Below are 25,116 nucleotides of genomic sequence, written 5' to 3' on the forward strand. Positions count from 1 at the left end.
AGCAAAAGCAAAAGCAAAAGCAAAAGCAAAAGCAAAAGCAAAAGCAAAAGCAAAAATCTCATAATGAATTATTAGTGTTACACTCTATAAGGTTTGGAGGTGATAACTATGTACAACATCGGTTTTATAGGCGCTGGAAAGGTAGGCATATCCTTAGGACGATATCTCTTTGAGAATTGTCCCGATACTAGGCTGTGTGGCTACTATAGTCGTAGTATAGAAAGCTCAAATTATGCTGCAAAACTTACAAACTCAGCCCAATTTAACAATTTAGAAAAATTAGTAGAAAAATGTAATGTCTTAATAATTACTACTTCAGATGATGCAATAGCAGAGGTCTGGAGAGAATTATCAAACTTTAATATTCAAAATAAGATTGTGTGCCACTGTAGTGGCTCGCTTTCATCAGAAATTTTCTTCGATAGATCTTCCAAAGGCAGCTTTGCCTGTTCAATACATCCATTAAAAGCAATCAATAGCAAGGAAAAATCTTATAAAGATTTAAGTAATTCGTATTTTACCCTAGAGGGCGACTCTTCGGCTATAGAAGTTATGAAAAAATTCCTTGAATACAAGAAAAATCCCTACAAAATAATGAGTTCTGCTGATAAGACAAGATATCATCTAGCGTCAGTATTTATGAGCAACTTGGTAATTGGAATGGGAAATATCTCAGTCAAACTTTTATCTGAGTATGGATTTTCTCAAGAGGAATCACTAGAAGCTTTAAGTTCTTTAACAATTGGAAATATCAATAGAATGTTTGATGTTGGCTTGGAGGAAGCTTTGACAGGTCCAGTAGAAAGATGTGATGGAGAAACTATTAAAAATCATATAAAATCTTTATCCGTTAAAAAACTAGATACTTTTGATGAGGAAAGTCTCAAAAGAGTAGAAAAAATTTATAAATTATTGAGTTTAGATGTATTGGAGATAGCCGAAAATAAACATCCAGACAGAGATTACTCTAGAATTCAAAAATTACTAAAAGAGGATTAATATCTTCGAAATATAGTTTTATAAAAGCTTTAGGAATGAAGTAGGATGTAAAGTACTGATTTAATAAAGAAAATTATTTTAGGGATTATTTATTCAGTGTTTTATGTAAGGCACATTATTAATAGGATGGTATATAAGAGATATAAAAATTAGTTAAGTAAGTCTATATAAAAATAAGGAGGAGGCGCAATTGCGTCAAATATCGATATGAAAAATACAGTGATGACTTTTAAAGAGGCTAAAAAAAATGGTGAAAAATTGACTATGCTTACTGCATATGATTATTCTACAGCTAAAATAGTGGATGAATGTGGAGTCAATTCTATTCTTGTTGGTGATTCTCTAGGTATGGTAATGCTTGGATACGAAGATACGTTAAGCGTAACTATGGATGATATGATACATCATACAAAGGCAGTTGCCAAAGGAGCTAAAAATGCCCTTATAGTAGGCGATATGCCATTTATGTCATACAATACAGGAGTTAGAGATGCTGTAATAAATGCAGGGAGATTGATGAGTGAAGGAAGGGCAAACTGCGTAAAACTTGAAGGTGGAAAAGAAGTCTGTGATGTAATAGAAAAGATAGTAGAAGCGAAAATCCCAGTATGTGCTCATATAGGACTGACTCCACAAGCAATCAATGCCTTTGGTGGGTTTAAGGTTCAGGGTAAAAATATGGATTCTGCCAAGAAACTTATAAAAGATGCTTTGGCTGTTCAAAAGGCAGGTGCATTTGCAGTGGTACTTGAATGTGTTCCAAGTGAACTTGCTAGTAAGGTAACTGAGATGCTTGATATTCCAACGATAGGAATAGGAGCTGGAGCAGGGTGTGATGGACAAGTTCTAGTAAATCAAGATATGTTAGGAATATATAGTGATTTTACACCTAAATTTGTAAGGAAATTTGCCAATACTGGAGATGTAATGAGAGAGGGCATTAAATCCTATATAGAGGCAGTTTCTGATGGTAGTTTCCCAGAAGAAAAGCATTGCTTCAAGATAGATCCAGAGATAATAAAAAATATATAAATCAAATTGTGTATTATTAACAGAATAGTTTCGTAAATTAAAAAAATGAAATTTTATTTAATATAGTTAATGAAAAACGAAAAAATCTTTAAAAAATGAAAATAAAAACAGATAAAATGATAAAAATAAAACATATTTTTATTAAAAACAAATTTTGAATTTTACAAGTTCTTTACACGCCCATAATATTTTCATAATGTTTCACTGTTAAGATGTAGTTGTAGAGTTGAGTATTGCCCATAGCGAATGGCAAGCAACTATAAATTTTAAATAGAAAATTATTAAGCAATTATTATTTATAACAGGAGGCAATATATGAAGATTAAAAGAGGTATACTAAGTGTTTTGTGTCTAGCTGCAATAAGTGGATCGGTATTACTTACAGGATGCGGTGGCAGTGACAGTGCCAAAAATTCAGACCAAATACATGTAGTATCTAGAGAAGATGGCTCAGGAACAAGAGAAGCATTTTCTGATATTACAAAAGTTTTGGAGAAAAATGGAGATCAGAAAAACGATAGAACATCTAAGGATGCAATCATACAAAATTCAACAGAAACAGTAATGTCTACTGTATCTTCAGATAAAGATGCATTGGGATATATATCATTAGGCTCTCTTAATGACACTGTAAAAACTTTAAATATTAATGGAATAGAAGCAAATGAAGAAAACGTAAAAAATGGACAATATAAACTTTCAAGACCATTTTTACTAGCATATAAAGGCAAACTAAACAATAAAAATCAGGACTTTGTAGACTTTGTTCTTTCCGATGAAGGGCAAGATATTGTGACAAAGAACGGATATGTTTCAAGAGGTGGTAAAGGAAAGTTTACATCTAAAAAGCCAAAGGGAGATTTATTAATCTCAGGTTCTACTAGTGTGACTCCTTTGATGGAAAAATTGGTAGAAGCATATGAAGTAAAAAATCCTAACCTAAACATAAATATACAATCTAATGGTTCAAGTGCAGGTCTTGCAGATGTAAAAAATGGAGCAGCCGATCTAGCAATGAGTTCTAGAAACCTTAAGGATTCAGAAAAACTAGATACTCAGGATATGGCAATAGATGGAATAGCAGTTGTAGTAAATAAGGAAAATAAATTAAAAAATATAACTGTTGAAAATCTTGCACAAGTTTACATGGGAAATATTAAAGAATGGACTAAGTTAGAAGAAAAATAAAATTGTAAGAAAGAGTATTTATATGAGGGGAATGGAATAAATGAAGAGTTTTGAAAAAGTAATGAAGTATGTTTTTATAATAGCTTCATTGGTAAGTATTCTTTCAATAGTCGTAATCTCAGTCTTTATATTTAAAGGTGGAGTTCCGTTTATTAAGGAATATGGATTAATAAAGTTTTTAACAGGTACAGAATGGTTACCTGGTAACACACCAGCATCTTATGGATTGCTTCCTATGATATTAGGTTCGTTATATGTAACAGTTGGAGCGATGATAATAGGTGTACCAATAGGAGTTTTGACAGCAGTATATATGGCAAAGTTTTGCCCAGAAAAATTATACAAGGTATTATCTCCAGCTGTTCAGTTGATGGCTGGGATACCTTCTATAGTATATGGCTTCTTTGCTCTAAATGTAATAACGCCACTTATAAGAAATATAAAAGGAGATGGATTAAGTATTTTAACAGCTTCCATACTTCTTGCAATAATGATTCTTCCTACAGTAATTACATTGTCAGAAGCAAGTATCAGGGCAGTTCCTAAGTCTTATTATGAAGGAAGCATAGCTCTTGGTGCAAATGATGAAGAGAGTGTATTTAGAACAGTAGTACCTGCAGCCAAAAATGGTATTATGGCATCTGTAATTCTAGCTATGGGTAGAGCTATTGGTGAGACAATGGCCGTGTTAAGAGTAGCAGGAAATCAGACAAGAGTACCAGGGTCAATATTTGAAGGTGGAAGAACATTGACAACTAACATTGCGATGGAGATGTCTTATGCGGAAGGAATGCACAGAGAATCGTTAATAGCGACTGCAGTAGTTTTGTTCGTATTCATATTAGTAATTAACTCCATATTTATGATGTTAAAGAGGAGGGATACAAATTGCTAAGCAAAAAACTTACAAAAAACATTAATCTGGCAACAGCAGTTGCGATAGAAGACATAGATAATAATGCAAAAAATATAAATACAATATCAAGGGAAAATGATAAAGCTAAAAATAACTATATGATGGCAAATTCTCCATCTGTAGAATATTCAAATCTTGATAAAAGCAAGGATAAAAAGAATGAACTTGACGGTGGTTTTAAGAAAAAAATAAAATCAATAAGAAATTATAGAAAGATTTTGACAAAAATAGCCACATTCATTACATTTGGAACATTATTTTTTATAGTAGCATATATATTAATAAATGGAGTGCCACATTTGACACCTCAGTTATTTGAAAAAAAATATACGACTAGCAATGTTTCAATGTTACCGTCAATAATTACTACTTTGTACATAGTGGTATTAGGTTTATTGATATCAGTTCCAATAGGAGTCTTCACAGCGATATTTATGGTTGAGTACTTGGATCCACAGAACATATTTATCAATATAATAAGACTTGCTACTGATACATTATCAGCCATACCATCTATTGTATACGGACTGTTCGGTATGTTGTTTTTCGTCTATTATTTGGACTTGAAAAACAGTATAGTATCAGGAGTTTTGACAGTGTCGATTATGGTGCTACCAGTAATAATCCGTTCATCAGAAGAGGCACTTCTAAATGTTAGAAATGACTACAGATGGGGATCACTAGCATTAGGAGCTGGTAGGTTGAGAACTGTGTTTAGAATTGTTCTTCCTGCTGCACTTCCTGGAATAATATCAGGAATAGTGCTTTCAACAGGTAGAATAATCGGTGAATCAGCTGCACTTATCTATACATTAGGTACATCTACAAAGCTTCCGACTTCACTGTCTGACTCAGGAAGAACATTGTCCGTTCATATGTATATGTTGTCTGGAGAAGGCAAATTTATAGATCAAGCATTTGCAACAGCAGTTGTAATACTGTTGATGGTTCTAATTTTAAATGCCATCAGTGGTTTTATTGGAAGAAAAATTGCAGGAAAGAACTATATGAAATAATATAGTAATACAAATCACTCAAGCTAAAATTGATTTTTAAAGTATATAATCAACGATAAGCAAGATTGCTGTTGGTATAGTCATAGCTTGGATAATATAGAAGTAATAGATTAGGAGAACAAGAATGAAATTTGATATAAAAGATATGAATTTATTTTACGGAGATTTTCATGCTCTTAAAGATGTAAATTTGGAAATAGAAGAAAAAGAAATAACAGCATTTATAGGACCATCTGGATGCGGAAAGTCAACCCTATTGAAAAGTCTAAACAGGATGAACGATCTAGTGAGAGGTTGTAAGATAGAGGGTGATATTAGGTTAGATGGCATGGATATATATGGAAGTGATGTAGATGTAAATAATCTTAGAAAAAGAGTAGGAATGGTGTTTCAGCAGCCGAATCCGTTTGCAATGAGCATATATGACAATATAGTCTATGGTCCCAAGACTCATGGAATAAAAAATAAGTCTCAACTAGACGAAATTGTTGAATCTACATTAAAAAGAGCAGCAGTATGGGATGATCTAAAGGACAAGCTAAATAAGTCAGCGTTAAGCCTATCAGGGGGTCAGCAGCAAAGACTTTGTATAGCAAGAGCACTATCTGTCAACCCTGAAGTACTTTTGATGGACGAGCCAACTTCAGCGCTAGATCCAATATCTACAGGGAAAATAGAAGAACTTTGTACAAATTTGAAAGACAACTATACTATAGTTATGGTCACTCATAATATGCAGCAGGCTCTTAGAATCTCAGATAAAACTGCATTTTTCTTAAATGGTGAAATAATAGAATATGATGATACTCATAAATTATTTACAACACCATCAAATATACAGACGGAAAATTATATTACAGGAAGATTCGGTTAGGAGATAAAAGATATGCTTAGAAAAACTTACGATGAGGAATTGCAGCAGTTATTCAATAAATTAGTAGAGATGGGTTCATTGGTTGAGGAGCAAATAAAAAATTCTTTGATTGCCCTAGAAAAAAGAGACCTGGATCTTGCAAGTGGAACAATATATAAAGACAGACTGGTAAACAGAATGGAGAGAGAGATAGAAAAAGATTGCTTAAATCTAATTCTTACTCAACAACCAGTAGCCAGTGATCTGAGAAATATATCTGCTTGTTTGAAAATAGTTACAGACCTAGAAAGAATAGGTGATCACGCTCAAGATATATCAGAAATATCGATATCTCTAGGTGAAAATAGAATTACAAATGAGCTAGATGAGCTTCACAAGTTCTTTGATATCATAAAGGTAATGCTTAAAGATGCAATAGATTCTTTTATAGCGTCTGATATAAATCTTGCTCAAGAAGCTAAAAAAATGGACGATATAATAGATGAAATGTACATGGGCTTTAGAAAAAAAGCTATCACCTCAGCATCAAAAAATCCAGCTTCAGCTGAAGAATGGATTGATTTATTGCAGGTCGCAAAATACCTAGAGAGAGTAGGAGATCATGCTGAAAATATTGCTGAATGGGTAGTGTTTTCTGTAACGGGTGATTATGTAGAGTCATTAAAGAACCCAAAAAAGATGAGGAGTTAAATTGATATTTTGTGTAGAAGATGATCAAAACATTAGAGAGTTAATTACATATGCACTAAAAGGTCAAGGAATGGAAGTCGTGGGGTTTGAAAGTGGTGAAGATATGTTTAAAAGTATCGGAGACACCATCCCACAGCTATTTTTATTAGATATAATGCTCCCTGGTATGGATGGAATTGAGATACTATCAATTATAAATAAAGACAGTGTCTTGAGCAAGGTTCCTGTGATAATGTTGACTGCCAAGGGCAGTGAGTACGACAAAATTAAGGGACTCGATTCTGGAGCAGATGATTATATCTCAAAGCCCTTCTCGGTACTAGAAATGGTTGCCAGAGTAAAGGCAACACTTAGAAGAAGTGAGAAACTATCACAAGAAAGTTCTACGGAACAAAAGAATTTATTATCTGTAGGAGATATAGAACTTGATTTACTATCTAGAGAATGTAAGGTATCTGGGGAACTAGTAAATCTAACATTCAAGGAGTATGAGCTACTGAAAATTCTTATGGAAAATAAGGGGATCGTACTCACTCGAGATAGACTTTTAGAGTCTGTCTGGGGGTTTGAATATGAAGGGGAAACTAGAACTGTGGATGTACATATAGCATCTCTTAGACAAAAGTTAAAAGATAGTTCAAAGAGTCTGTCAACCGTTCGAAATGTAGGTTATAAGATTGAGGACATATAGGATATATTATTTTGATAAGGAGACAGTATGAAAAAGAAAATCCTAATTAGGGGAAGTTTGATTACTTTTATCGCTGTTTTTGCAAGTATGTGTATCTGGATATTTTCGGAACATAAAAATAATATAGAGGATATGAATCGTCATATGAATCTGATTCTTACGTCTTTATCAGAAGAGATGGACAGCAAAGGAACAGATAATAAAAATATAAGCAAAGCAAAAATAGATGAAAATATAGAAAAGATAGAAGATGTACACAGATTTGAAGACCAATACAGATTTACATGGATAGATAGCAGAGGAAATGTAATTTATGATTCTTCTGCGAATTACCAAGATATGGAAAATCATAGCGATAGGGAAGAAGTAAAAAACGCTATGAAAAATCAGGTGGGAGTATCCAAAAGATATTCTAAAACCCTGGACAAAGAATATAGGTATTATGCATATAAGAATTCAGATTCAAGCGTAATAAGAATTTCAACCATAATGGTATCTACATACAAAAAGATGATAAATAGTTTGCTAGCAGTGATAATAATTACTACGATATCAACACTAATCACTATGGTCATTCTATCTAGAATACTCAAAAAGAGTTTTGAAAGTGTGGAAACTGTTGTGGAAAATGTCAATAAAGATATAGTTGGAAAACAGGCCATACCAGTCAATGGCGTAGAGGAAGAATTACTTCCTTTGATAGAAATAATAGACAGACAAAGAAAAGAAATTTCTTGTTATGTGAAAGATTTGAAAGCTAGGATCAAGATCACAGATGAGATACTTGATAATATGAATGAAGGCCTAATAATGCTTGATGAAAAGGATAATATAGTAGCGGTAAATAGATCTGCTATAAATCTTTTGGACTCGCCTGATATAAACCATATTGGGATGAATATAATATCCCTAGTTAGAGAAAAAGATTTTATAGAGGCGATTGAGTTAAATAAGAGCAAAACTATATTTTTGAGTAAAAATGAAAAATATTTAAATTTATTTGTATCAGAGTTAAGTGACTCAGATGAGAGTATGAGTGGGAAGATAATATTTATTATAGATAATACTCAAAATTATATAGAGGAAAAATATAGAAGAGAGTTTTCAGCTAATATATCCCATGAATTAAAAACGCCACTAACTAGTATAAATGGCTATGCAGAAATAATAGCAGCAGGCATGGCAGATGAATATGATGTAAGAGGATTTGCTAAAACTATTTTGATTCAAGGTAGAAAGCTTCTAGAAATGATAGATGATATTATTAAGCTATCAAGATTAGATGAAGAGGACTCAGAAGATATAAATTTGGATAAGGTAGAGGTGGATATCAATAAGGTTGCAGATTCTGTAGTGAGCATGGTAGAAGGCATGGCTATGGACAAGGATATTGATATAGAATTTTATCCAAGGGGTGAAGTGAAAATCAAGTCAGTTGAGTCTATGATTGAAGAGATATTGTATAATCTAATGACAAATGCAATAGACTACAATATAGATGGTGGAAGAATAAGACTAGAGATAGAAGATAGAGAAGATGATATAAAAATATCTGTGTCAGATACAGGAATTGGAATGAAAGAAGAAGATTTATCTAGAATATTTGAACGATTTTATATGGTTGATAAAGCCAGAAATAAAAATAATTCAAACTCTACTGGATTAGGTCTTGCAATAGTCAAACATATAGTCAAAAGGCTAGGTGGAAGAATAGACGTAAAGAGTGAAATAGGTAAAGGGACCACTATGGAAATCTTTCTTACTAAAAATATAGAAGGGAGAGGGGTTTTACCCAAGTAACTATGAAAATTATAAAAACTATCGAGGAAATGAAAAGTATATCAAGGGATATATATTTTGATAAAAAAACTATGGGGTTAGTACCAACTATGGGCTACCTTCATGAGGGGCATAAAAGCCTCATAGCAAAGGCCAAAGAGGACAATGATCTAGTAGTAGTGAGTATATTTGTAAATCCAACACAGTTTGCTCCAGAAGAAGATTTGGAGAACTATCCAAGAGATTTACAAAGAGATGCTAAAATATGTGAAGAGTTGAAAGTAGATTATATATTTCACCCCAAAGAGGGAGATATGTATCGAGAAAATTTTTCTACTTTTGTAGTTCCTGGAGAGAATATGACAGATATAATGTGTGGAGTTACAAGACCAGCTCACTTTAAGGGCGTTTGTACTGTACTTACAAAAATATTTAATATTGTATCTCCTCAAAAAGCTTATTTTGGAGAAAAAGATATACAGCAGCTTGCAATAGTCAAAAGAATGGTAGAAGATATGAACTTTGATATAGATATAGTAGGCTGTCCTATAGTGAGAGAAGATGATGGTCTGGCAAAAAGTTCTAGAAACACATACTTAGATAGCTCTCAGAGGAAGGCAGCAACGATTCTAAGAAAGAGTATATTAAGAGCCAAGGAAATGATCGACTCTGGTGAAAAAGATGCTATAAGGGTGCAGGCAAGTATTATAGAGATGATAGAAGAAGAACCCTTAGCTAAGATAGATTACATAGAAATATTAGATTTTGAGACATTTGAAAGACTAAAGATAATACAAAAACGAACACTAATATCTATGGCCGTATATATAGGAAAGACAAGACTAATAGACAATATGGTAATAGATTTAAATGATTAATGCACATACCGAAAAACTCATATAAATAATTTACAAACTCAAAGAGGTGTTGTAAACCAGGTTATCTGGCTACAACACCTCTTTGGGCGTCTATAGGGCTAATAATAAATTAGCTCTATATTCAATTTATTAATAAATTATATTTATTCAATATTTGCTGCAGGATCTAACTGTACAGTTTCTCCTCCACCCTTGTTCATTTTTCCTCTTCTAAACCAATAGATAGGAAGACCAAGCGCTGTAACTCCTATACCTATAAATGCCTGATCAGGATTTGTAATCATCTGATTGACAACAACGAATAATCCACCAGCCATAGCAAGTAGAGGTATTACTGGGTAGAAAGGAACCTTATATGGTCTGTGCATGTCTGGTGACTTTTTTCTTAAAACCATAACAGATGCAAATGTAAGTATATAGAATATCCATATAGTTGCAACAGCAATGTTTGTTAATAAGTCAAATTTTCCTGATAGTGCAAATATACAAGATATCACTGTGATAAGTATTGTAGATGCAGCAGGAGTACCGTTCTTTGTAGTTGACCCCCAAAGGTTTGAAAATGGTAGTGCATTTGTCTGAGCTAGAGCATATGGCTGTCTTGAAGCAGAGAATAAGTTCGCTCCACAACATCCAAATACTGATACTAAGATACCAATAGTGATGAAGGTACCGCCCATTTTTCCGAACAATAGATTTGCTACTTCAGTAGCAGGTGCTTCAGATGTCATCATCACATCTGCTGGAACAACGAATAAATATGCTACGTTGATCGCTATATAAGTAATTATAATAACTAAGAGTCCGCCAATTAAAGCTCTAGGTAAATCTTTTCCAGGATTTTTCATTTCTCCTGCAATAGCTCCACCGTCAATCCATCCTTGATAGGCAAATAATGTTGCAAGGATACCTCCAGCAAGAACAGATGCTATGTTTGCATCTGGTGCAACGAAAGGTCCAAGATTTTGAACACCATTACCAACTGATGGTCCGTGTATTAGACCTACCACTACTATAATTGCAAGTGGTATTAACTTTACTACACCAGCTACAACCTGTACCGCATTTCCTAGTTTTACAGAAATTGAATTCATTATTGCAAGGAATATGATGGTAGCGATTGCCAAAGGTATAGCAGTTTCTGGTCCCCATCCTAAAAGTATAATTGCTGTTTGAGCAAATATTACAGCCAAAGCCGCGATAGTAGCAGGGAAAAATACAAGTGTCTGACACCATCCAACTAAAAATGCTAGTGTATCGCCAAATCCAGCTCTTATCCACTCTACCATACCACCAGTCTTTGGTATAGCAGCTGATACTTCTGCCGTAGTAAGTGCGCCTAGTATTGATAAAATACCGCCCAAAAGCCAAATTAAGAGACCGATTCCAGGTGCTCCACCTGTAATTGTGTAAATTGCGTGTGGCTTGAAGAAAACACCAGATCCTATAACAAGACCTACAACTAGTGTAAGTGCTGAGAAGAATCCAAGGTTTTTCTCAAGTCCTTGTGATTTCTTTTCCATAGTTAATTCTCCTAAAAAAATATTTTTACTACGATATGCTAAAATCATTTTATATCATTCAGTTGAATTAATTATGAATAACGAGAGAACTTAATATGAATACAGGTAAAGTTTGTTTGAAGTTTACAAAAAGTGTGGTATTAACATATAAAAAATAAAAATGCAAAAGAAAAACATAAGAAATAAGCTATTAATCGACCAGAGAAACTATTAAGTCAAAGAGTTTTTCGAAGCTACTCAGCTCATAGTCTGCCTTGCAAATCATATTGCTATGACTGTATTTCCTATGATTTATCCAAATGCTTCTATAGCCTGCATTATAGGCTCCACAGATATCATTTGAATATGAATCCCCGATATAAAAAAAGTCATAATCAGAATTAACTTTTTTATTTTTAATAATTTTACTTGTATTTAAATGATTTTGCTTAGTGTTTTCAGAGTTATTTAACTTGTTTTTTATATGAATTTCACATGTATTTCTGGAAACTTTTGGCAAAGCGGAGCTATTTTTTGAAATAGAATTTATCGTAGAATTTTCATATATTTTTTTATCAAATTGTTCACTTTTATACTTATTATGATTGCCAACATTATTCTGATTATTCTCCCTAGAGAGTAAATTCTCTAAAATATGCTCTCTGGCATAATCAAAAATCTCCACGCTAGGCTTGTGAAAGCCAACATCCTCTGAAATAAATATATTCTCTCTTGGAATATATCTTTCTACACCAAGATAGCTGATCTTTTCAAACTGCTCCTTGTGGGGGCCATTTGAAATAATTCCCATAGGAATTTGTTTTTTTTTCAAAAATTTCAATAAGGCTTCTATATATTCATTTAATTTTATATATTTTTTATCTTTCAAATAAAGTAATTGAAACTCAAGAGCCTTTTTTTCATCTATTATAATACCGTGATCCTTGAAGGCATTTTGTGCTCTGTAGATACACATTTCCTCCATGGTAATCTCTCCAAGAAGAGCCTGCTCATAGACCTCATTGTTGTATTTTCTAAAATCTAGAAATATATCGTGGATATCAGAAGGTGTGTGGCCAAACATATGGAAAAAAGCTAGCTTGAAGGGATCTTCAAGATCATATAGGGTATCATCTATGTCAAATACAAAAATCATAAATCCTCCTTTGAAAATATTGTTAGTTCTATTATATAACAGGGGTCAAGAAAGTAGAAATAAACTCAAAATAATTTAGAGTTTGCTCTAAATATAGATTCAAGAATTCTTATAAAAACTAAGATCTATTTGTTTCAAAAATAGATGGAAAGACTATAATTTAAATGAAAGTTTTTAAAACAGATTATCTATAGAAACTAACTATTAGCAAGACTTAGAACATAGATTTAATTAATAAAAAGTAGGGTTTTCTTATGCTATAATGAATGTAAAATATTATAGGGGGAAGTAATGAATGAAGCTTAAAAAGAATATAGCAATGGCAATTAGTATGTGTGCTGTTTTGACAATGCTATCTGGATGTGGTGGAGAAAAGAAAGCATCTGAAGAGAGTAAAAATGTTGATGTAAAAGTAGCAAGCACTCAAGAAGTGGAAGATGCTTTGAAAAACAAAGATGGGAAAGACATTGTTCTAGATAGTAGAATAAATGATGCTTACAATGGCTGGGCTATTGAAGGAGCAAAACGTGGCGGGCACCTAGTAGGTAGCTCGGATTTTTCTGCGGATTGGCTGACAAGTGAATATGATGAAAAGGAAAATCTTGAAGGCAGAACAAGAGAAGAGGTGTTAAACCTTACTATGGAACAAAAAGGTTTAACAGCAGATAAAAATGTAATAGTATATGATATCAATGGTAAGGATGCAAATAAAGTTGCAGGATACTTAATAGAAAAAGGCATCAAAAATGTAAAAACATATGATGCAAAAGAGTGGATAAACGATAGTGATAAAAAATTGGAATCATATGAGAATTATCAATTACTAGTGGCTCCAACAGTTGTAAATGAGATAGTAAAGGGAAATACTCCAGAAGGATTTACAAAGGCTAAAGACATTAAGATTTTTGATATTAGCTGGGGTGATGCAAAAGAATCAGGATACAAAGATGGACACGTTCCAAGTGCAGTTCATATAAATACAGACTCTTTTGAACCACCAAAGACAGACAAAGATGGAAACACTTCTTGGAGCTTAGCAGATGATAAGACATTAGAAAAACTTATACTAGACTCTGGTATTACGGCTGATGATGCTGTAATCTGTACAAGCCCAGAACCTATGGCTGCATCAAGATTTGCAACAATATGCTACTATCTAGGAGTAAAAGATGTAAGAGTGATGAATGGTGGACTTGTTGAATGGAAATCTCTGGGATACGAACTTGAAAAGGGCGAAAACAAGCCAACTCCTGTAAAGGAATTTGGAGAAAAAACACCAGCTAGACCAGAAGTAATAAACTCACTTGCTGAAATGAAAGATATAATGACAAGTGATGAAAAGAAAAAAGACTTTACACTAGTAGATAATAGAACTTGGGGAGAATATATAGGCGAAACTACAGGATATTCATACCATAAGAAAAAAGGTAGAATACCAGGAGCTGTATTTGGACATGCAGGAGTGAAAAACTCTAGCTCAATGAGCTATTATAGAAATATAAATAAAACAATGAGAAATGAAAATGAAATCAAAAATCTATGGGAAGAAGATAATATAAACACTTCAAATCATTTGGCATTTATGTGTGGTAGTGGATGGAGAGCCGCTGAAACATATTGGTATTCAAGAGTTATGGGAATGGAAAATACTTCATTATACTCAGCAGGTTGGATAGACTGGTCAAATGCAAACTACCCATCAGAAACAGGAATACCTAAAAAGTAGGAATATAAATGAAAAATAGAAAAAAAGCAGGTTTTATAACAACAGCAATAATTATAATAGAAATATTAATAATATTTTCAATGAGATACTTGGAAAGACTAGCCTATAAAAAAGCAGGTGTAAATCACCACCTTATATTTAAAAAGGCAGAGTATACATTGAAATATCTAACTCCGAGCAATATCAAAATATTGACCCTTTTAACTGCAGGAATATTAATAGTTTTGATACTTGTACTTTTAAGAGAAATAAAAAAAAGTAGCTTTATAATCTTTTTACCATTGATAAATACGATTGTAGCAGGACTTTTATTGGAGTTTTCTCTACATTCGAAATACATGGCAGGAGAGCTGATATATCCATATTGGATACTGGCGATCATACTGTGTATGATTATTTCGATTGTTAACTATGGGATTAACAAGATACTGTGTAAGGACAAGATTGCTTAGGGTTAATACAGCACGGTGGGGAGACTCGTCGTGCTGTATTTTGCGTGGAGAAAGAGTAGGAGAGGTCTTTAGTTATAGATAGAGTAGGCAATACATTGGAAGATAGATAGTTTATTATAATATAATTATTATTTTGCCTATATTCTGACATTTAAATATGCTAGAATGTAATTAGATTTGGTATAAAAAGATATTTAATATTAATAATAAAAGAAAGTATTGTTGTTAGGATGATTTTTCCAAAAAAGAATAAATATATTTAAGGGGGGATAATTGTGAAGTTTAAAAAAAGAGAGAAATATCTGTTAAGTATTGAAGAGTATAGTGAGATTAAAAGAAATCCGTTTATAGCAGGTATGCTATCAGTTTTTCTTGGTATATTTGGAATACACAGATTTTATATGAAAAGATACCTAACTGGTTTTATATTTTTAATATCTACAATTGCTTCCTTAGAAATGGGAAGTGCCATGTTGGCAGTTATAATAATGATGTTAACCTTTTTCGAGGGAATAGTGTATATATTTAAAGGATTTATTTCTTTGAAATATAAGTATATAGAAGTAAAAAATAAAAAAACAAAAAAATTACAGAGAAGAGTGAATGAAAATATAACTAATAATAAAGTAATTAAAAATGACATGATTTTAGATGAAAGCTCAATTGGCGAATTAAAACCTGAAAAATCTATAAAAGATGACTTATTGGGTAGCAAAATAATTACTAATGAAGTAATAAAAAATACAACTTTAAATGTTGAGGAAAGCTCAGAAAAAGAATATTGTAAAGAATTGAGCGTTGATAAAAAATCAGAAAATAAGGTACTTAATACTGAAGAAAACGGTATGAAAGAAATTACAGCCCCAAAATTAACTTCTAGTATTATTAGTGACGAAATAATTAACAGTAAATTAAGTAAAAATAAACCTGTAGCTAACAAAGATATAGAAGAACCTAATATAATTATAGAAAAAATAGAAAATATTAGTAAGTTAGAGGGAAAAAAAATAATAGAAGTTCCTGATATTGAAACAACTATAATACAAAAAAATGAAAATTTAATAAATAATGATAAAATAGACTGGATAAAAAAATTAAGTATACCATATGAAAGAAAAGTGATGAGAGTATCTCAGGTAAAGGAAGAAACTTTAAAATTTTATGAAAAACTTTGTACTTTTGTGGATGAAGAATTAAAAAATATTAATAGTTCATTAAATGAAGAAAATAATAAAATAAGTGAGAAAAACAGTCACTATAATAATATTCTATATACTTTTTATTGTATATCAGAGGGACATGTTACTAAATTCTATAATGAAAATAATATATATTATGATCCGGATTATTCATATGATATTTTGGAAAAAAACATGGGAAAGGATATTAGAAGAAAAGTTTACATACTAGCTAATAAATTAGAAAAAGATCTGCCATTAGCTAATAACGATACAAAAAAAAATTTCTATCGTAAAGAAAATAAATTTGAAGCAAAAATTTGGGATATTGATGGAAGGCTGAGAAAAGACATTGAATTTAGTGACTTTGAAATATATATTTTAGATCGAATGCCGTTAAGAAATACAGTAGTATGGAATTTTGAAAGTGTAAAAAAGCAAATTATAATAATATACTTAGATATTTGGAAGATAATATCAGAAGGATTAGAAAGCAATATTAAGTGGAAAAATAAGAGTAAAAGAGAGTTGAAATCTATTAAAAACCAAATTAATAATAGCTATTATTTTAATGATGGGTTTTCAAAATTTCTATCGTCCTTGGTTAAACTTTCAGAAAATGCCGTAAGAAGTATTATGCCAAACACTCAGGTTTTAGATACTTTTAGAGAAAAAAAGGTCATTAAAGAATATTTGCCTCAAAAGATTGTGGAAGAAATAGAAAATAAAATTATGGAGTTCGAAGAAAAAATAGACGATGAAACAATGGAAAAAATACTACTAGAAATGATGAATAAAGAACCAGGTAATGCTAACATCAAAGTTAAATATATATTGATGCAAGATTTGAGTAGACAAATAAGTATTTTAAATAAATATAATAAAAATGATGAATTAGTAGATATATTAAAAGGTATAGCAAATGAAACTGATGATGAAAGTTTACTATTAATGTCTTTATATGGAATAAATACTAGGGAAAAACTCAGCAATAAGAACAATCAGTTACTAAAAAAATTAATACATCCTGGTAATAAACTAAGATACAATGAAATGCTTAATTCAAAAGAAAAATTGTCACCAGAACTGTTAAAAAAGTTAGTAGAGCTTAGAGAGCCAATTAGAAAAAAAATAGAACTAGACATGAAAAAAGTAGAGTTATCAAAAAAAGAGTTAAGTGAAACAGTAGAGATAGTAAAAGATTTCATAGGAGATAAAGAAGAAATTCAATCGGAAGAAACGTTGAAAACTTTAGAAGAAAAAACTTTGGAAGAAGAAATAATAGAAGTTGAAAATAAATTGGATTTAAAAATTAAGTACAAAGAATTTATAAAAGAAATAATAGCAGGCTCTATGAGTGTAGATAAAGGTAATAAAATAGCAATGGAAAATGCTAGCCTGTTAAATTCATTTATAAGTGATGTAAATAAAGAATTATATGAGTATGTAGAAGATCAGGCTATTATAGTTGAGGATGACTACATAAAAATAGATGATTTTTATATAGATTTAGTTAAGGAGTTGGTGTAAATGAAAACGAAAGTTAATAGAAAAGAAGCAGATAATATAATAAAGGCTTTAGAAGCTGGTATTGTACCACAAAAAGGCATTCAACACCTTTTGGTAGGAAGAAATAATGAGGTTCAGGAAATTATTTCTATTTTAGATTCTATAAAAGAAGGTGAAAGTGATATAAGATTTTGGGTAGGCGATTTTGGTAGTGGTAAAAGTTTTATGCTAAGGACAATAGAATCTGTGGCAATACAAAAAAACTTTGTTGTATCAACAATTGATTTAACTCCTACAAGAAGGTTTTATGCATCTGATGGAAAGGCAAAGGCCTTATATAGCGAAATAGTTGATAATATAGTTATAAAAACATCTCAAAATGGAAATGCAATTAATACAATACTTGAAGAATGGATAAATAAAATACTTTTAGATGTTTCTAAAAGAGATGAAATTCCTGTAAGTGATCTATTAAAGTTAGAGAATAAAAACATTGTAGAAAATGAGATACTAAATATTACAAGTTCATTTGGTTCGGTTGGTTTATCTTATGAACTTGGTCAAGCTATAGTAAAGTATTATGAAGGTATCATGGATAACGATAGGGTTTTAAAACTAAAATCATTAAGGTGGATTAGAGGGGATATAGATACAAAAACTGAAGCGAAAAAAGAACTTGGAATTGACAAAGTAATAAACGATGATAATTGGTATGAATCTCTTAAAAACTTGGCAGAACTATTCTTAGGAATTGGTTATTCTGGATTTGTAATAAATTTTGATGAAGCTGTAAATTTATATAAATTACCTATGTCTAGAACCAGGGAGAGAAACTATGAAAAAATATTAAATATATTTAATGAATGTAAATCTAATTCTGCAAGAGGTTTATTTATAAATTTTGGAGCAACTAGAAAAACTGTGTTTGATGAATATCGTGGAATGTCAAGCTATGGAGCTCTAAAAGGGAGATTGGGTGCAGAAAGAGCTATGGACTCTAAACTATTAAATACAAATAGAACTGTATTACCACTAAAACCTTTGATAGTAGAAGAAATATATACCCTGCTTGAAAATTTAAATGAAATTTATAATATACATTATAAACAAGTTGAAGGAATGAAGACGGAACACATAAAAATATATATGGAAGAGCAGTTAAATAGGCCAGGGGCAGCTGAATTTTTAACTCCTCGTGCAGTAATAAAGGATTATTTAGAAATTTTAGACTTAATTAGACAAAATCAGGAGGTAGATATAGAAAGTATTATATATGAAAAATTTGGTAGAAAGTCGATGCCTATAACCAAAGATGAGGATAATAAAGATGATGAAATAGAGGTATTTTAATGGATGCTTATGAATTATTACAAAGAGAAATTAGACAGTATATATATAATGAAGGTTGGGAATCTTTGAAAAGTATACAAACTGCCTCAATTAAGCAAGTTCAAAAAACAGAAAATAATTTAATATTAGCGGCTCCTACTGCTTCTGGTAAAACAGAAGCAGCCTTTTTGCCAGCTATTAATTCAGTTAAAGACTGGAACTCAGGGATAAAGGTTATTTATATATCTCCATTAATTGCTCTTATAAATGATCAGTTTAAGAGGGTATATGATTTATGTGAATATATGGATATAGGGGTTACATCTTGGCATGGAGAGGCTTCTGCTTCAAAGAAAAAAAGGCTTTTAAAAGATCCAAAAGGAATACTTTTGATAACTCCAGAATCTATTGAGGCAATGTTATGCTTAAGGCCAAATGAAGCGAAAGAACTATTCAAGGAAACAGAGTGGATAATAGTGGATGAAATACATAGTTTTTTAGGTAACAATAGAGGAGTGCAGTTAAGATCTTTAATCGGTAGAATAAATGCTTACATGGGAAAAAAAACAAGGTGTATAGGTATGTCAGCCACTTTAAATAGAGAAAACTATAAAAATATTAAAGAATTTTTTATAAATGATAAAATTACAAATGTATTATTAGATAGCAAAAAAAATGAATTAGAAGTAAGTACTAGTTATTATAAATCTGATTTGCTTAATGAATCAAAAAAAGATTTAGAAGAAATTTATAATTACTCTCAAAAAGAATCGATGTTGGTTTTTCCAAACTCCAAAGGTGAGGTGGAAAGATTATCAGTAAACCTTTCAAGGTTAGCTAAAAAAAGGAAATCATATGCTAATTATTTTGCACACCATGCTTCAATAAGTAAAGAGATAAAAGAGAGTGTAGAAGAATTTGCCAAAAATAATAAAAAAGAGTTATTCACAATATGTTGTACGTCAACTTTAGAGTTGGGGGTGGACATAGGTTCGGTTGATAGCATTGTTCAATATAATGCTCCATATTCAGTGTCAAGTCTTGCGCAAAGGTTAGGAAGAAGTGGTAGATCCACAGGAAAAAGTATATTACATTTTATAGCGACGAATGAATGGTCTTTATTACAAGGGTTAGCAATAATAGGACTTTATAAAGATGGAAAAATAGATAGAATAGATGAAGTTATTAAACCATATGATGTACTTGCTCATCAGGTAATATCAATACTTTTAGAAAAAAATGGAATGTCTGTTTCAGAATTAAAAAATATCAATAAAAATTTTAACTGTTGGCAGAATATAGAAGATCAAGAGTATAGTGAGTTAATAGATCATCTTGTAAAAAACAATTATATAGAAATTTTAGAAAATGAAGTTATAACAGGTAGGGCAACAGAAAAATTGCTTAGACGAAGTGATTTTTTTGCACATTTTGATATAGCAGATGAATTTTCAGTTTATAGCTCCCAACGTAAAATTGGTCAAATACCGTTAACTCTTGAGACAAAAGTGGGAACTAATATAGTTTTGGGAGGACGGATATGGAAAATAAAAGATATACAGGACAAAGAAAAAAAAATATATGTTACTAGTACAACGAATGGAGAGGTAGCAAATTTTTTAGGAAGAGGAGGTAGTGTAAGTGATGAAATAAGAAATAGAATGAAAGAAATATTGGAGGATAAAGAAGAATGGAAGAAATATAATAAAGAAATTAAAGAAGTTTTATTAAGTTTATCAGAAAACAATTTGAATTATGAAAAACTTCAATGGATAGAAAAAAATAATAAAATAGGCCTTAGAACATTTAAGGGAAGTAAAATAAATCGTAGCTTACAACTATTGTTGAATATGTCAAACAATAAAGATGCAGAATTGTATACATTAAAAGACTATGAAAGTTTTATAGAAGGACCTAACATAAAAAAAGATATAGATATAATTATAAAGGAAAATTTTTCAGAAGAAGATGTATATAATTACTTGAAAAAAAATCCAGAGATAGTGGAAATGCATTTAATGACTAATAAATACAGACAATTGCTACCAGAAAACTTAAAAATAAAATATGTAATGGATAATAAAATAGATTTGGAGGGTGTTAGAAATTATTTAGATATTAAAAATGAAGAGCTATAAAAGATTGTTATTTATAGAAATAATCTTATATAAATAAATCTAAATAGAATCAATTAGGTTTAGAGACTAATAGAAATTACAATCAAGTATTTTAATAAAGAATGAATAGGGGGATTTCTATATATGAGTGAAAAGACTTTGACAGAACTGATTCAAGAGGCAGGAAATCTATATAAATCAGAGGAGAGAGAGGAATTTAAAGGGTCAAATATAGGTACAATAATAACTAAAAAAATACCCAGTAGATTAAAAAAGTTGTTAGGAATAAGTGAAGATAAATATATTATTGAAGGATCTATAGGGAAAGGTCAGTACGCAGAGATTCCTTGGGTAGCTATATTTAATAAGGAAATAACTGAAAGTGCAACTAGGGGTATTTATATTGTATATCTTTATACTGCTGATATGACAGGTGTCTATCTTAGTTTAAATCAGGGCTATACTTACTTTAGCGATAAATTTACTACAAAAAAGGCAAAAGAAGAAATAAAAAATATGGCAAATTCATTGAGTAATATGATTGAGTCTTATTCTAAGAGAAATCATAGTAACATATATTTAAATGCATCAAATAAATTAGGAAAAGGCTATATGGCAGGGCACATAACGGGTAAAGACTATGATTTAAATGAACTGCCAGATGAATCAGTTCTAGTTGAAGATTTATTAGAATTAATCGAAGTCTATGAAGAAATAAATAAAAAAATAAATACTAGAACAATTGAAGAATTTTATGATTTTATTATTGCTGAAAAAAAAGGATTATTAGATACAGAAAATATAATAGACTCTACTTTTCAGGTTAAGGAAAATGAAGAAGGCTATTTGGAGTATACGAGTAAGGATAAAAAAGAACCGGTAATTGATCAATGTGGCAAAAAACTATACTTGAGAGATCCTAATGAGGCTGCGAAAGCCTTAAAAAGAGCTGGTTATAAATGTGAAGTGGATGAGAGTCACAACACTTTTATCAACAAGTCTACGGCTTTGACTTACATGGAAGCTCATCACCTAATTCCAATCAGTAAAGGAGATCTTTTTGATTACTCAGTTGACAATATATCTAATATTTGCTGCCTTTGTCCAAATTGTCATAGAAAAATTCACTTTTCAAAAGATGAGGATAGGATAAAGATGATAGAGCTTCTGTATGATAAAAGAAAAGTCAAACTAGAAAAAACAGGTCTTGCTTTATCTTTGGAGGATTTACTTGGCTTTTATGATATTAAGAAGCTTTGGTAATTCTAGTATATGTGTTTATTAAAAGAAGGGAGTTATTTATGAAAAAGCTATTATCAATAGGTCTTGGAATTATGTTATTTATATCAAGCATAGGAATATCAAGTGCTAATGAGACCATCAATGTCAGCAGAGTTTCTGGATATGACAGATATGAAACGGCGGTCAATGCTAATAAGAGATTTATGAACCATGCAAACGGTAACCTAGCAGTAATAAGTAGTGGAAGTGATTTTAAAACAGCTCTATATGGGAGTCATATGGCGTCTGCCTTGAAGGTTCCTTATTTTGTAAATACTAAGCACGGAGTTAGAACTGATATATTGAATGAAATGCAAAGGTTGAATGTCAATAGAGTATATGTGGTAGGCGACTACAAAGTGCTTGATAGAAGTGTAGATAATACATTGAAATCTAAAGGAATGAAGGTTCAAAGGTTTTATGAAAGATATGAAGCGATAGGAAATGGAAGTTATTATAAAAGTACCTTAAGTGAGCAAGTAGATATGGAAATAGCTAATACTTTTTTCCCAGATGATTTAATTAGAGGAGTTTTCTCAAACGCAATTGCAATAAATGATAATAAATTTCCTGATCTACTTTCTTCTATACCGCTAACATCTGAATTGGCAAGAAAAGGGTTTAAATATATAGTAAATCCTGAAGAGCTGTATGTAGGAATGAATATAGATGAAGGGGCTAATCACTATATGAATATTGGTGGACATAATTCTGTTTCAGCAAAATACAATATAGCTGAGTATATAAATGATGATTTTATAAAAACCGATAAAAATAGGATCTATGGACAAAATAGGTATGAGACAGCAGTGGAAATAGCCAAAGGATACAAAACTTATTTAAATAAAGATATAAATACAATAGTATTAGTAAATGGCGAAGATTATCCAGATGCACTATCATCAAGTTTAGTGGCAACTCAAAATAATGGAGCAGTATTGCTTACTCAATCGAATAAACTAAATAAAGATACCGCTAGATATATCAAAGATAGAGGAATAAAAAATATAATAATAGTTGGTGGAGAGAAGTCAGTATCAAAGAATATAGAAAATGAATTAAGAAATTTGTATTAGAATAAATAATAAGAGGAGGTAGTATTCATGAGAAAAGTAGTGTTATTTATAGCAATGAGTTTAGATGGTTATATAGCAGATAGCAGTGGCAATGTAGATTGGTTGGCAGGTGAAGACCCAAACGCAGAAGGATCTGATTCATATGAGAAGTTTGTGGAGACAGTAGATACTGTTGTGATGGGCTACAAGACATACAATCAGATAGTTACGGAGCTATCTCCAGATGAGTGGGTATATGAGGGCATGACTAGTTATGTTATCACTCATAGAGATATTAAATCAGATTCAGATGATATAATATTTGTTGGTGAATCTCCTTCTGATTTAATTAGAAAGATCAGAAAAGAAGATGGTAAGGATGTTTGGATATGTGGCGGAGCGAGTGTCGTTCAAGATCTAGTGGCTAGTAACTTGATAGATGAGTATAGAATATCTATTATTCCTACTATTTTGGGTGAGGGAATATCCCTATTTGGAAATGGTAAGGAAAAGATAAATTTGAGCCTTACAAAAACAGAGACAGATAATGGAATTATTGAGCTAACATATAGAAAAAGAGACTCTATATCTAAATAAGATCCGAAACTACATATAAAAAATATAGCATAAGAATAAGGCTTTATTTATATGATATATATTTTTTATTTTGAACTGGATAAAAGGTCGACTTGATTGTGATTATATTAATCGTTTAAAATGGTATCAAAAGTAGATAGTTTTTATAGAAAACATTCTATGAAGGCAGATTATCAAAAACAATATAAGTTGGTGAAAGATGTTGAGTAATTGCTCAACATCTTTTTTATTCTCAAAACTCAGAAGTATTTAATAGATTTTGCCCAAGTCTACGGAGCGTGGATTGTTTATATTCTTCAAAATCTTATAATAGAATGTGAGGTGAGATTAATGGATATTAAGAGAAAGAAAGAGTTATTACAAGAGTGGAAAAATCGTCATCCAGAGATGGGTGTTATATCGTTTAGATGTAAGGAAACAGGGGAGTCTTTTTTGGAAATTTCAAATGATACCAAGGCGGATATCAATAGTAATCGCTTCCAGTTATCAATGGGAGGACATCCAAATAAGATTATTCAAGGAATTTGGAATGAGCACGGTGAGGAAAGTTTTGAACTTTCCGTACTCAGGGTGTTGAAGTACAAAGATCCTAGTGATGATCATACAAAAGAGTTAAAAAAGCTGATTGAAGAGTGCTTTGAAGAAGATAAGAAAGCGAGGAAATTAAAAAATAATGGAAAAAAATAAAGATATTGTAAAAGATGTTGTAATAGAGTCAAAGGGTTATGACCTTATTGATGGAAGAAATGCCTACCATTCAAATATAAAGCGTTTGACTATGGGAAAACCCACTAGAAAAGAGAATGAAAGCATGGAGATTGCTGTTCAAATTTGGAAAGAAAATGAAGATGGTTCAGAAGAAATTGATATTGAACTGCCAATTCATCAGATTATGGATTTGATGATATTTGTCAGTCGAGGACTTCTTCACTTTAAGGATGCCTATAGGCTGCCTCTACTTTATGACCCAGAGAATCCAGTGATTGAAAGAGTGGGAGTTCAAGGTGGAGTGATGCCAGTGAGTGTTTGTAGTGAAAATCCAGATATCAATAAAGATATTAAAGAGTTTTCTCAGGCTATCAGCAATCTTGGAGAGTTAACAGGTGAAAGAATGCGCACCTTATACCGCATAATTGAAGAAATGGAGTGAT

At 31.3% G+C, this 25,116-nt stretch carries 22 protein-coding genes; 20 read left to right on the forward strand and 2 right to left on the reverse strand.

From position 1 onward, the window contains the following. Nucleotides 1–108 precede the first annotated feature (108 nt). From RR561_RS06965 to panC, 10 genes are all read left to right on the forward strand, one after another. The gene (locus tag RR561_RS06965; protein WP_332506861.1) at nucleotides 109–999 is read left to right on the forward strand and encodes a Rossmann-like and DUF2520 domain-containing protein; all 891 of its coding nucleotides are present in this window, start codon (nucleotides 109–111) and stop codon (nucleotides 997–999) included. 207 nt (nucleotides 1,000–1,206) lie between these two features. After that, entirely contained in the window at nucleotides 1,207–2,031 is an 825-nt protein-coding gene (gene panB / locus RR561_RS06970; RefSeq protein ID WP_332506863.1) for a 3-methyl-2-oxobutanoate hydroxymethyltransferase, read from the forward strand. Between the two features lie 315 nt (nucleotides 2,032–2,346). Beyond that, nucleotides 2,347–3,219: a substrate-binding domain-containing protein gene (locus tag RR561_RS06975; protein WP_332506865.1), complete on the forward strand. Its 873-nt coding sequence runs from the start codon at nucleotides 2,347–2,349 to the stop codon at nucleotides 3,217–3,219. 40 nt (nucleotides 3,220–3,259) lie between these two features. After that, nucleotides 3,260–4,114: a phosphate ABC transporter permease subunit PstC gene (gene pstC, locus RR561_RS06980; protein WP_332506867.1), complete on the forward strand. Its 855-nt coding sequence runs from the start codon at nucleotides 3,260–3,262 to the stop codon at nucleotides 4,112–4,114. Then, on the forward strand, nucleotides 4,108–5,151 hold the full coding sequence (gene pstA, locus RR561_RS06985) for a phosphate ABC transporter permease PstA (protein ID WP_332506868.1): 1,044 nt from the start codon (nucleotides 4,108–4,110) through the stop codon (nucleotides 5,149–5,151). The genes pstC and pstA overlap by 7 nt, the downstream gene beginning before the upstream one ends. Before the next feature lie 124 nt (nucleotides 5,152–5,275). Next, nucleotides 5,276–6,025, forward strand: a complete 750-nt coding sequence (pstB, locus tag RR561_RS06990; protein WP_332506870.1) for a phosphate ABC transporter ATP-binding protein PstB — start codon at nucleotides 5,276–5,278, stop codon at nucleotides 6,023–6,025. A gap of 12 nt (nucleotides 6,026–6,037) precedes the next feature. Next, the gene (phoU, locus tag RR561_RS06995; RefSeq protein WP_332506872.1) at nucleotides 6,038–6,715 is read left to right on the forward strand and encodes a phosphate signaling complex protein PhoU; all 678 of its coding nucleotides are present in this window, start codon (nucleotides 6,038–6,040) and stop codon (nucleotides 6,713–6,715) included. A 1-nt stretch (nucleotide 6,716) separates the two neighbouring features. Beyond that, nucleotides 6,717–7,406 carry a response regulator transcription factor gene (locus RR561_RS07000; RefSeq protein WP_332506873.1) on the forward strand — a complete coding sequence of 230 codons (690 nt, stop codon included), beginning with the start codon at nucleotides 6,717–6,719 and terminating at the stop codon, nucleotides 7,404–7,406. A 27-nt stretch (nucleotides 7,407–7,433) separates the two neighbouring features. Further along, nucleotides 7,434–9,206, forward strand: coding sequence for a sensor histidine kinase (locus tag RR561_RS07005; protein ID WP_332506875.1), 1,773 nt, complete (start codon nucleotides 7,434–7,436; stop codon nucleotides 9,204–9,206). A 2-nt stretch (nucleotides 9,207–9,208) separates the two neighbouring features. Next, nucleotides 9,209–10,063, forward strand: coding sequence for a pantoate--beta-alanine ligase (panC, locus tag RR561_RS07010; protein ID WP_332506877.1), 855 nt, complete (start codon nucleotides 9,209–9,211; stop codon nucleotides 10,061–10,063). 143 nt (nucleotides 10,064–10,206) lie between these two features. Here the strand turns inward: panC and RR561_RS07015 are convergent, their stop codons facing one another. Next, a complete protein-coding gene (locus RR561_RS07015; RefSeq protein ID WP_332506879.1) occupies nucleotides 10,207–11,586 on the reverse strand; it encodes an APC family permease in 1,380 nt (459 codons plus the stop codon). Between the two features lie 190 nt (nucleotides 11,587–11,776). Beyond that, nucleotides 11,777–12,721 carry an HAD family hydrolase gene (locus RR561_RS07020; RefSeq protein ID WP_332506881.1) on the reverse strand — a complete coding sequence of 315 codons (945 nt, stop codon included), beginning with the start codon at nucleotides 12,719–12,721 and terminating at the stop codon, nucleotides 11,777–11,779. A gap of 295 nt (nucleotides 12,722–13,016) precedes the next feature. Between RR561_RS07020 and RR561_RS07025 the strand changes: the two genes are divergently transcribed. The 10 genes from RR561_RS07025 (at nucleotide 13,017) to RR561_RS07070 (ending at nucleotide 25,115) form a co-directional block, all read left to right on the forward strand. Then, nucleotides 13,017–14,447 (forward strand): rhodanese-like domain-containing protein, encoded by a 1,431-nt coding sequence (locus tag RR561_RS07025; RefSeq protein ID WP_332506883.1) that lies wholly within the window; start codon nucleotides 13,017–13,019, stop codon nucleotides 14,445–14,447. Nucleotides 14,448–14,455: 8 nt separating this feature from the next. After that, nucleotides 14,456–14,899 (forward strand): hypothetical protein, encoded by a 444-nt coding sequence (locus tag RR561_RS07030; protein WP_332506884.1) that lies wholly within the window; start codon nucleotides 14,456–14,458, stop codon nucleotides 14,897–14,899. A 275-nt stretch (nucleotides 14,900–15,174) separates the two neighbouring features. Continuing rightward, a complete protein-coding gene (locus tag RR561_RS07035) occupies nucleotides 15,175–17,607 on the forward strand; it encodes an NINE protein (RefSeq protein WP_332506886.1) in 2,433 nt (810 codons plus the stop codon). Further along, entirely contained in the window at nucleotides 17,608–18,936 is a 1,329-nt protein-coding gene (locus RR561_RS07040; RefSeq protein ID WP_332506888.1) for an ATP-binding protein, read from the forward strand. Beyond that, a complete protein-coding gene (locus RR561_RS07045; RefSeq protein ID WP_332506890.1) occupies nucleotides 18,936–21,053 on the forward strand; it encodes a DEAD/DEAH box helicase in 2,118 nt (705 codons plus the stop codon). The genes RR561_RS07040 and RR561_RS07045 overlap by 1 nt, the downstream gene beginning before the upstream one ends. A gap of 123 nt (nucleotides 21,054–21,176) precedes the next feature. Further along, on the forward strand, nucleotides 21,177–22,295 hold the full coding sequence (locus RR561_RS07050; protein ID WP_332506892.1) for an MrcB family domain-containing protein: 1,119 nt from the start codon (nucleotides 21,177–21,179) through the stop codon (nucleotides 22,293–22,295). A gap of 38 nt (nucleotides 22,296–22,333) precedes the next feature. Then, nucleotides 22,334–23,389, forward strand: a complete 1,056-nt coding sequence (locus RR561_RS07055) for a cell wall-binding repeat-containing protein (RefSeq protein WP_332506894.1) — start codon at nucleotides 22,334–22,336, stop codon at nucleotides 23,387–23,389. A gap of 27 nt (nucleotides 23,390–23,416) precedes the next feature. Further along, nucleotides 23,417–23,965 carry a dihydrofolate reductase family protein gene (locus RR561_RS07060; protein WP_332506896.1) on the forward strand — a complete coding sequence of 183 codons (549 nt, stop codon included), beginning with the start codon at nucleotides 23,417–23,419 and terminating at the stop codon, nucleotides 23,963–23,965. A 330-nt stretch (nucleotides 23,966–24,295) separates the two neighbouring features. Then, entirely contained in the window at nucleotides 24,296–24,652 is a 357-nt protein-coding gene (locus RR561_RS07065; protein WP_332506897.1) for a GIY-YIG nuclease family protein, read from the forward strand. Beyond that, nucleotides 24,639–25,115, forward strand: coding sequence for a DUF6530 family protein (locus RR561_RS07070; protein ID WP_332506899.1), 477 nt, complete (start codon nucleotides 24,639–24,641; stop codon nucleotides 25,113–25,115). The genes RR561_RS07065 and RR561_RS07070 overlap by 14 nt, the downstream gene beginning before the upstream one ends. The last annotated feature ends 1 nt before the right edge of the window (nucleotide 25,116 follow it).

Origin of the sequence: Peptostreptococcus sp. (assembly GCF_036639115.1) — a bacterium.
Taxonomy (GTDB): Bacteria; Bacillota; Clostridia; order Peptostreptococcales; family Peptostreptococcaceae; genus Peptostreptococcus.

Coding starts and splice junctions, on each gene's coding strand:
- RR561_RS06965 (WP_332506861.1), top strand. CDS start 109: ATGTACAACATCGGTTTTATAGGCGCTGGAAAGGTAGGCATATCCTTA.
- panB (WP_332506863.1), top strand. CDS start 1,207: ATGAAAAATACAGTGATGACTTTTAAAGAGGCTAAAAAAAATGGTGAA.
- RR561_RS06975 (WP_332506865.1), top strand. CDS start 2,347: ATGAAGATTAAAAGAGGTATACTAAGTGTTTTGTGTCTAGCTGCAATA.
- pstC (WP_332506867.1), top strand. CDS start 3,260: ATGAAGAGTTTTGAAAAAGTAATGAAGTATGTTTTTATAATAGCTTCA.
- pstB (WP_332506870.1), top strand. CDS start 5,276: ATGAAATTTGATATAAAAGATATGAATTTATTTTACGGAGATTTTCAT.
- phoU (WP_332506872.1), top strand. CDS start 6,038: ATGCTTAGAAAAACTTACGATGAGGAATTGCAGCAGTTATTCAATAAA.
- RR561_RS07005 (WP_332506875.1), top strand. CDS start 7,434: ATGAAAAAGAAAATCCTAATTAGGGGAAGTTTGATTACTTTTATCGCT.
- panC (WP_332506877.1), top strand. CDS start 9,209: ATGAAAATTATAAAAACTATCGAGGAAATGAAAAGTATATCAAGGGAT.
- RR561_RS07015 (WP_332506879.1), bottom strand. CDS start 11,586: ATGGAAAAGAAATCACAAGGACTTGAGAAAAACCTTGGATTCTTCTCA.
- RR561_RS07020 (WP_332506881.1), bottom strand. CDS start 12,721: ATGATTTTTGTATTTGACATAGATGATACCCTATATGATCTTGAAGAT.
- RR561_RS07025 (WP_332506883.1), top strand. CDS start 13,017: ATGAAGCTTAAAAAGAATATAGCAATGGCAATTAGTATGTGTGCTGTT.
- RR561_RS07030 (WP_332506884.1), top strand. CDS start 14,456: ATGAAAAATAGAAAAAAAGCAGGTTTTATAACAACAGCAATAATTATA.
- RR561_RS07040 (WP_332506888.1), top strand. CDS start 17,608: ATGAAAACGAAAGTTAATAGAAAAGAAGCAGATAATATAATAAAGGCT.
- RR561_RS07045 (WP_332506890.1), top strand. CDS start 18,936: ATGGATGCTTATGAATTATTACAAAGAGAAATTAGACAGTATATATAT.
- RR561_RS07050 (WP_332506892.1), top strand. CDS start 21,177: ATGAGTGAAAAGACTTTGACAGAACTGATTCAAGAGGCAGGAAATCTA.
- RR561_RS07055 (WP_332506894.1), top strand. CDS start 22,334: ATGAAAAAGCTATTATCAATAGGTCTTGGAATTATGTTATTTATATCA.
- RR561_RS07060 (WP_332506896.1), top strand. CDS start 23,417: ATGAGAAAAGTAGTGTTATTTATAGCAATGAGTTTAGATGGTTATATA.
- RR561_RS07065 (WP_332506897.1), top strand. CDS start 24,296: ATGGATATTAAGAGAAAGAAAGAGTTATTACAAGAGTGGAAAAATCGT.
- RR561_RS07070 (WP_332506899.1), top strand. CDS start 24,639: ATGGAAAAAAATAAAGATATTGTAAAAGATGTTGTAATAGAGTCAAAG.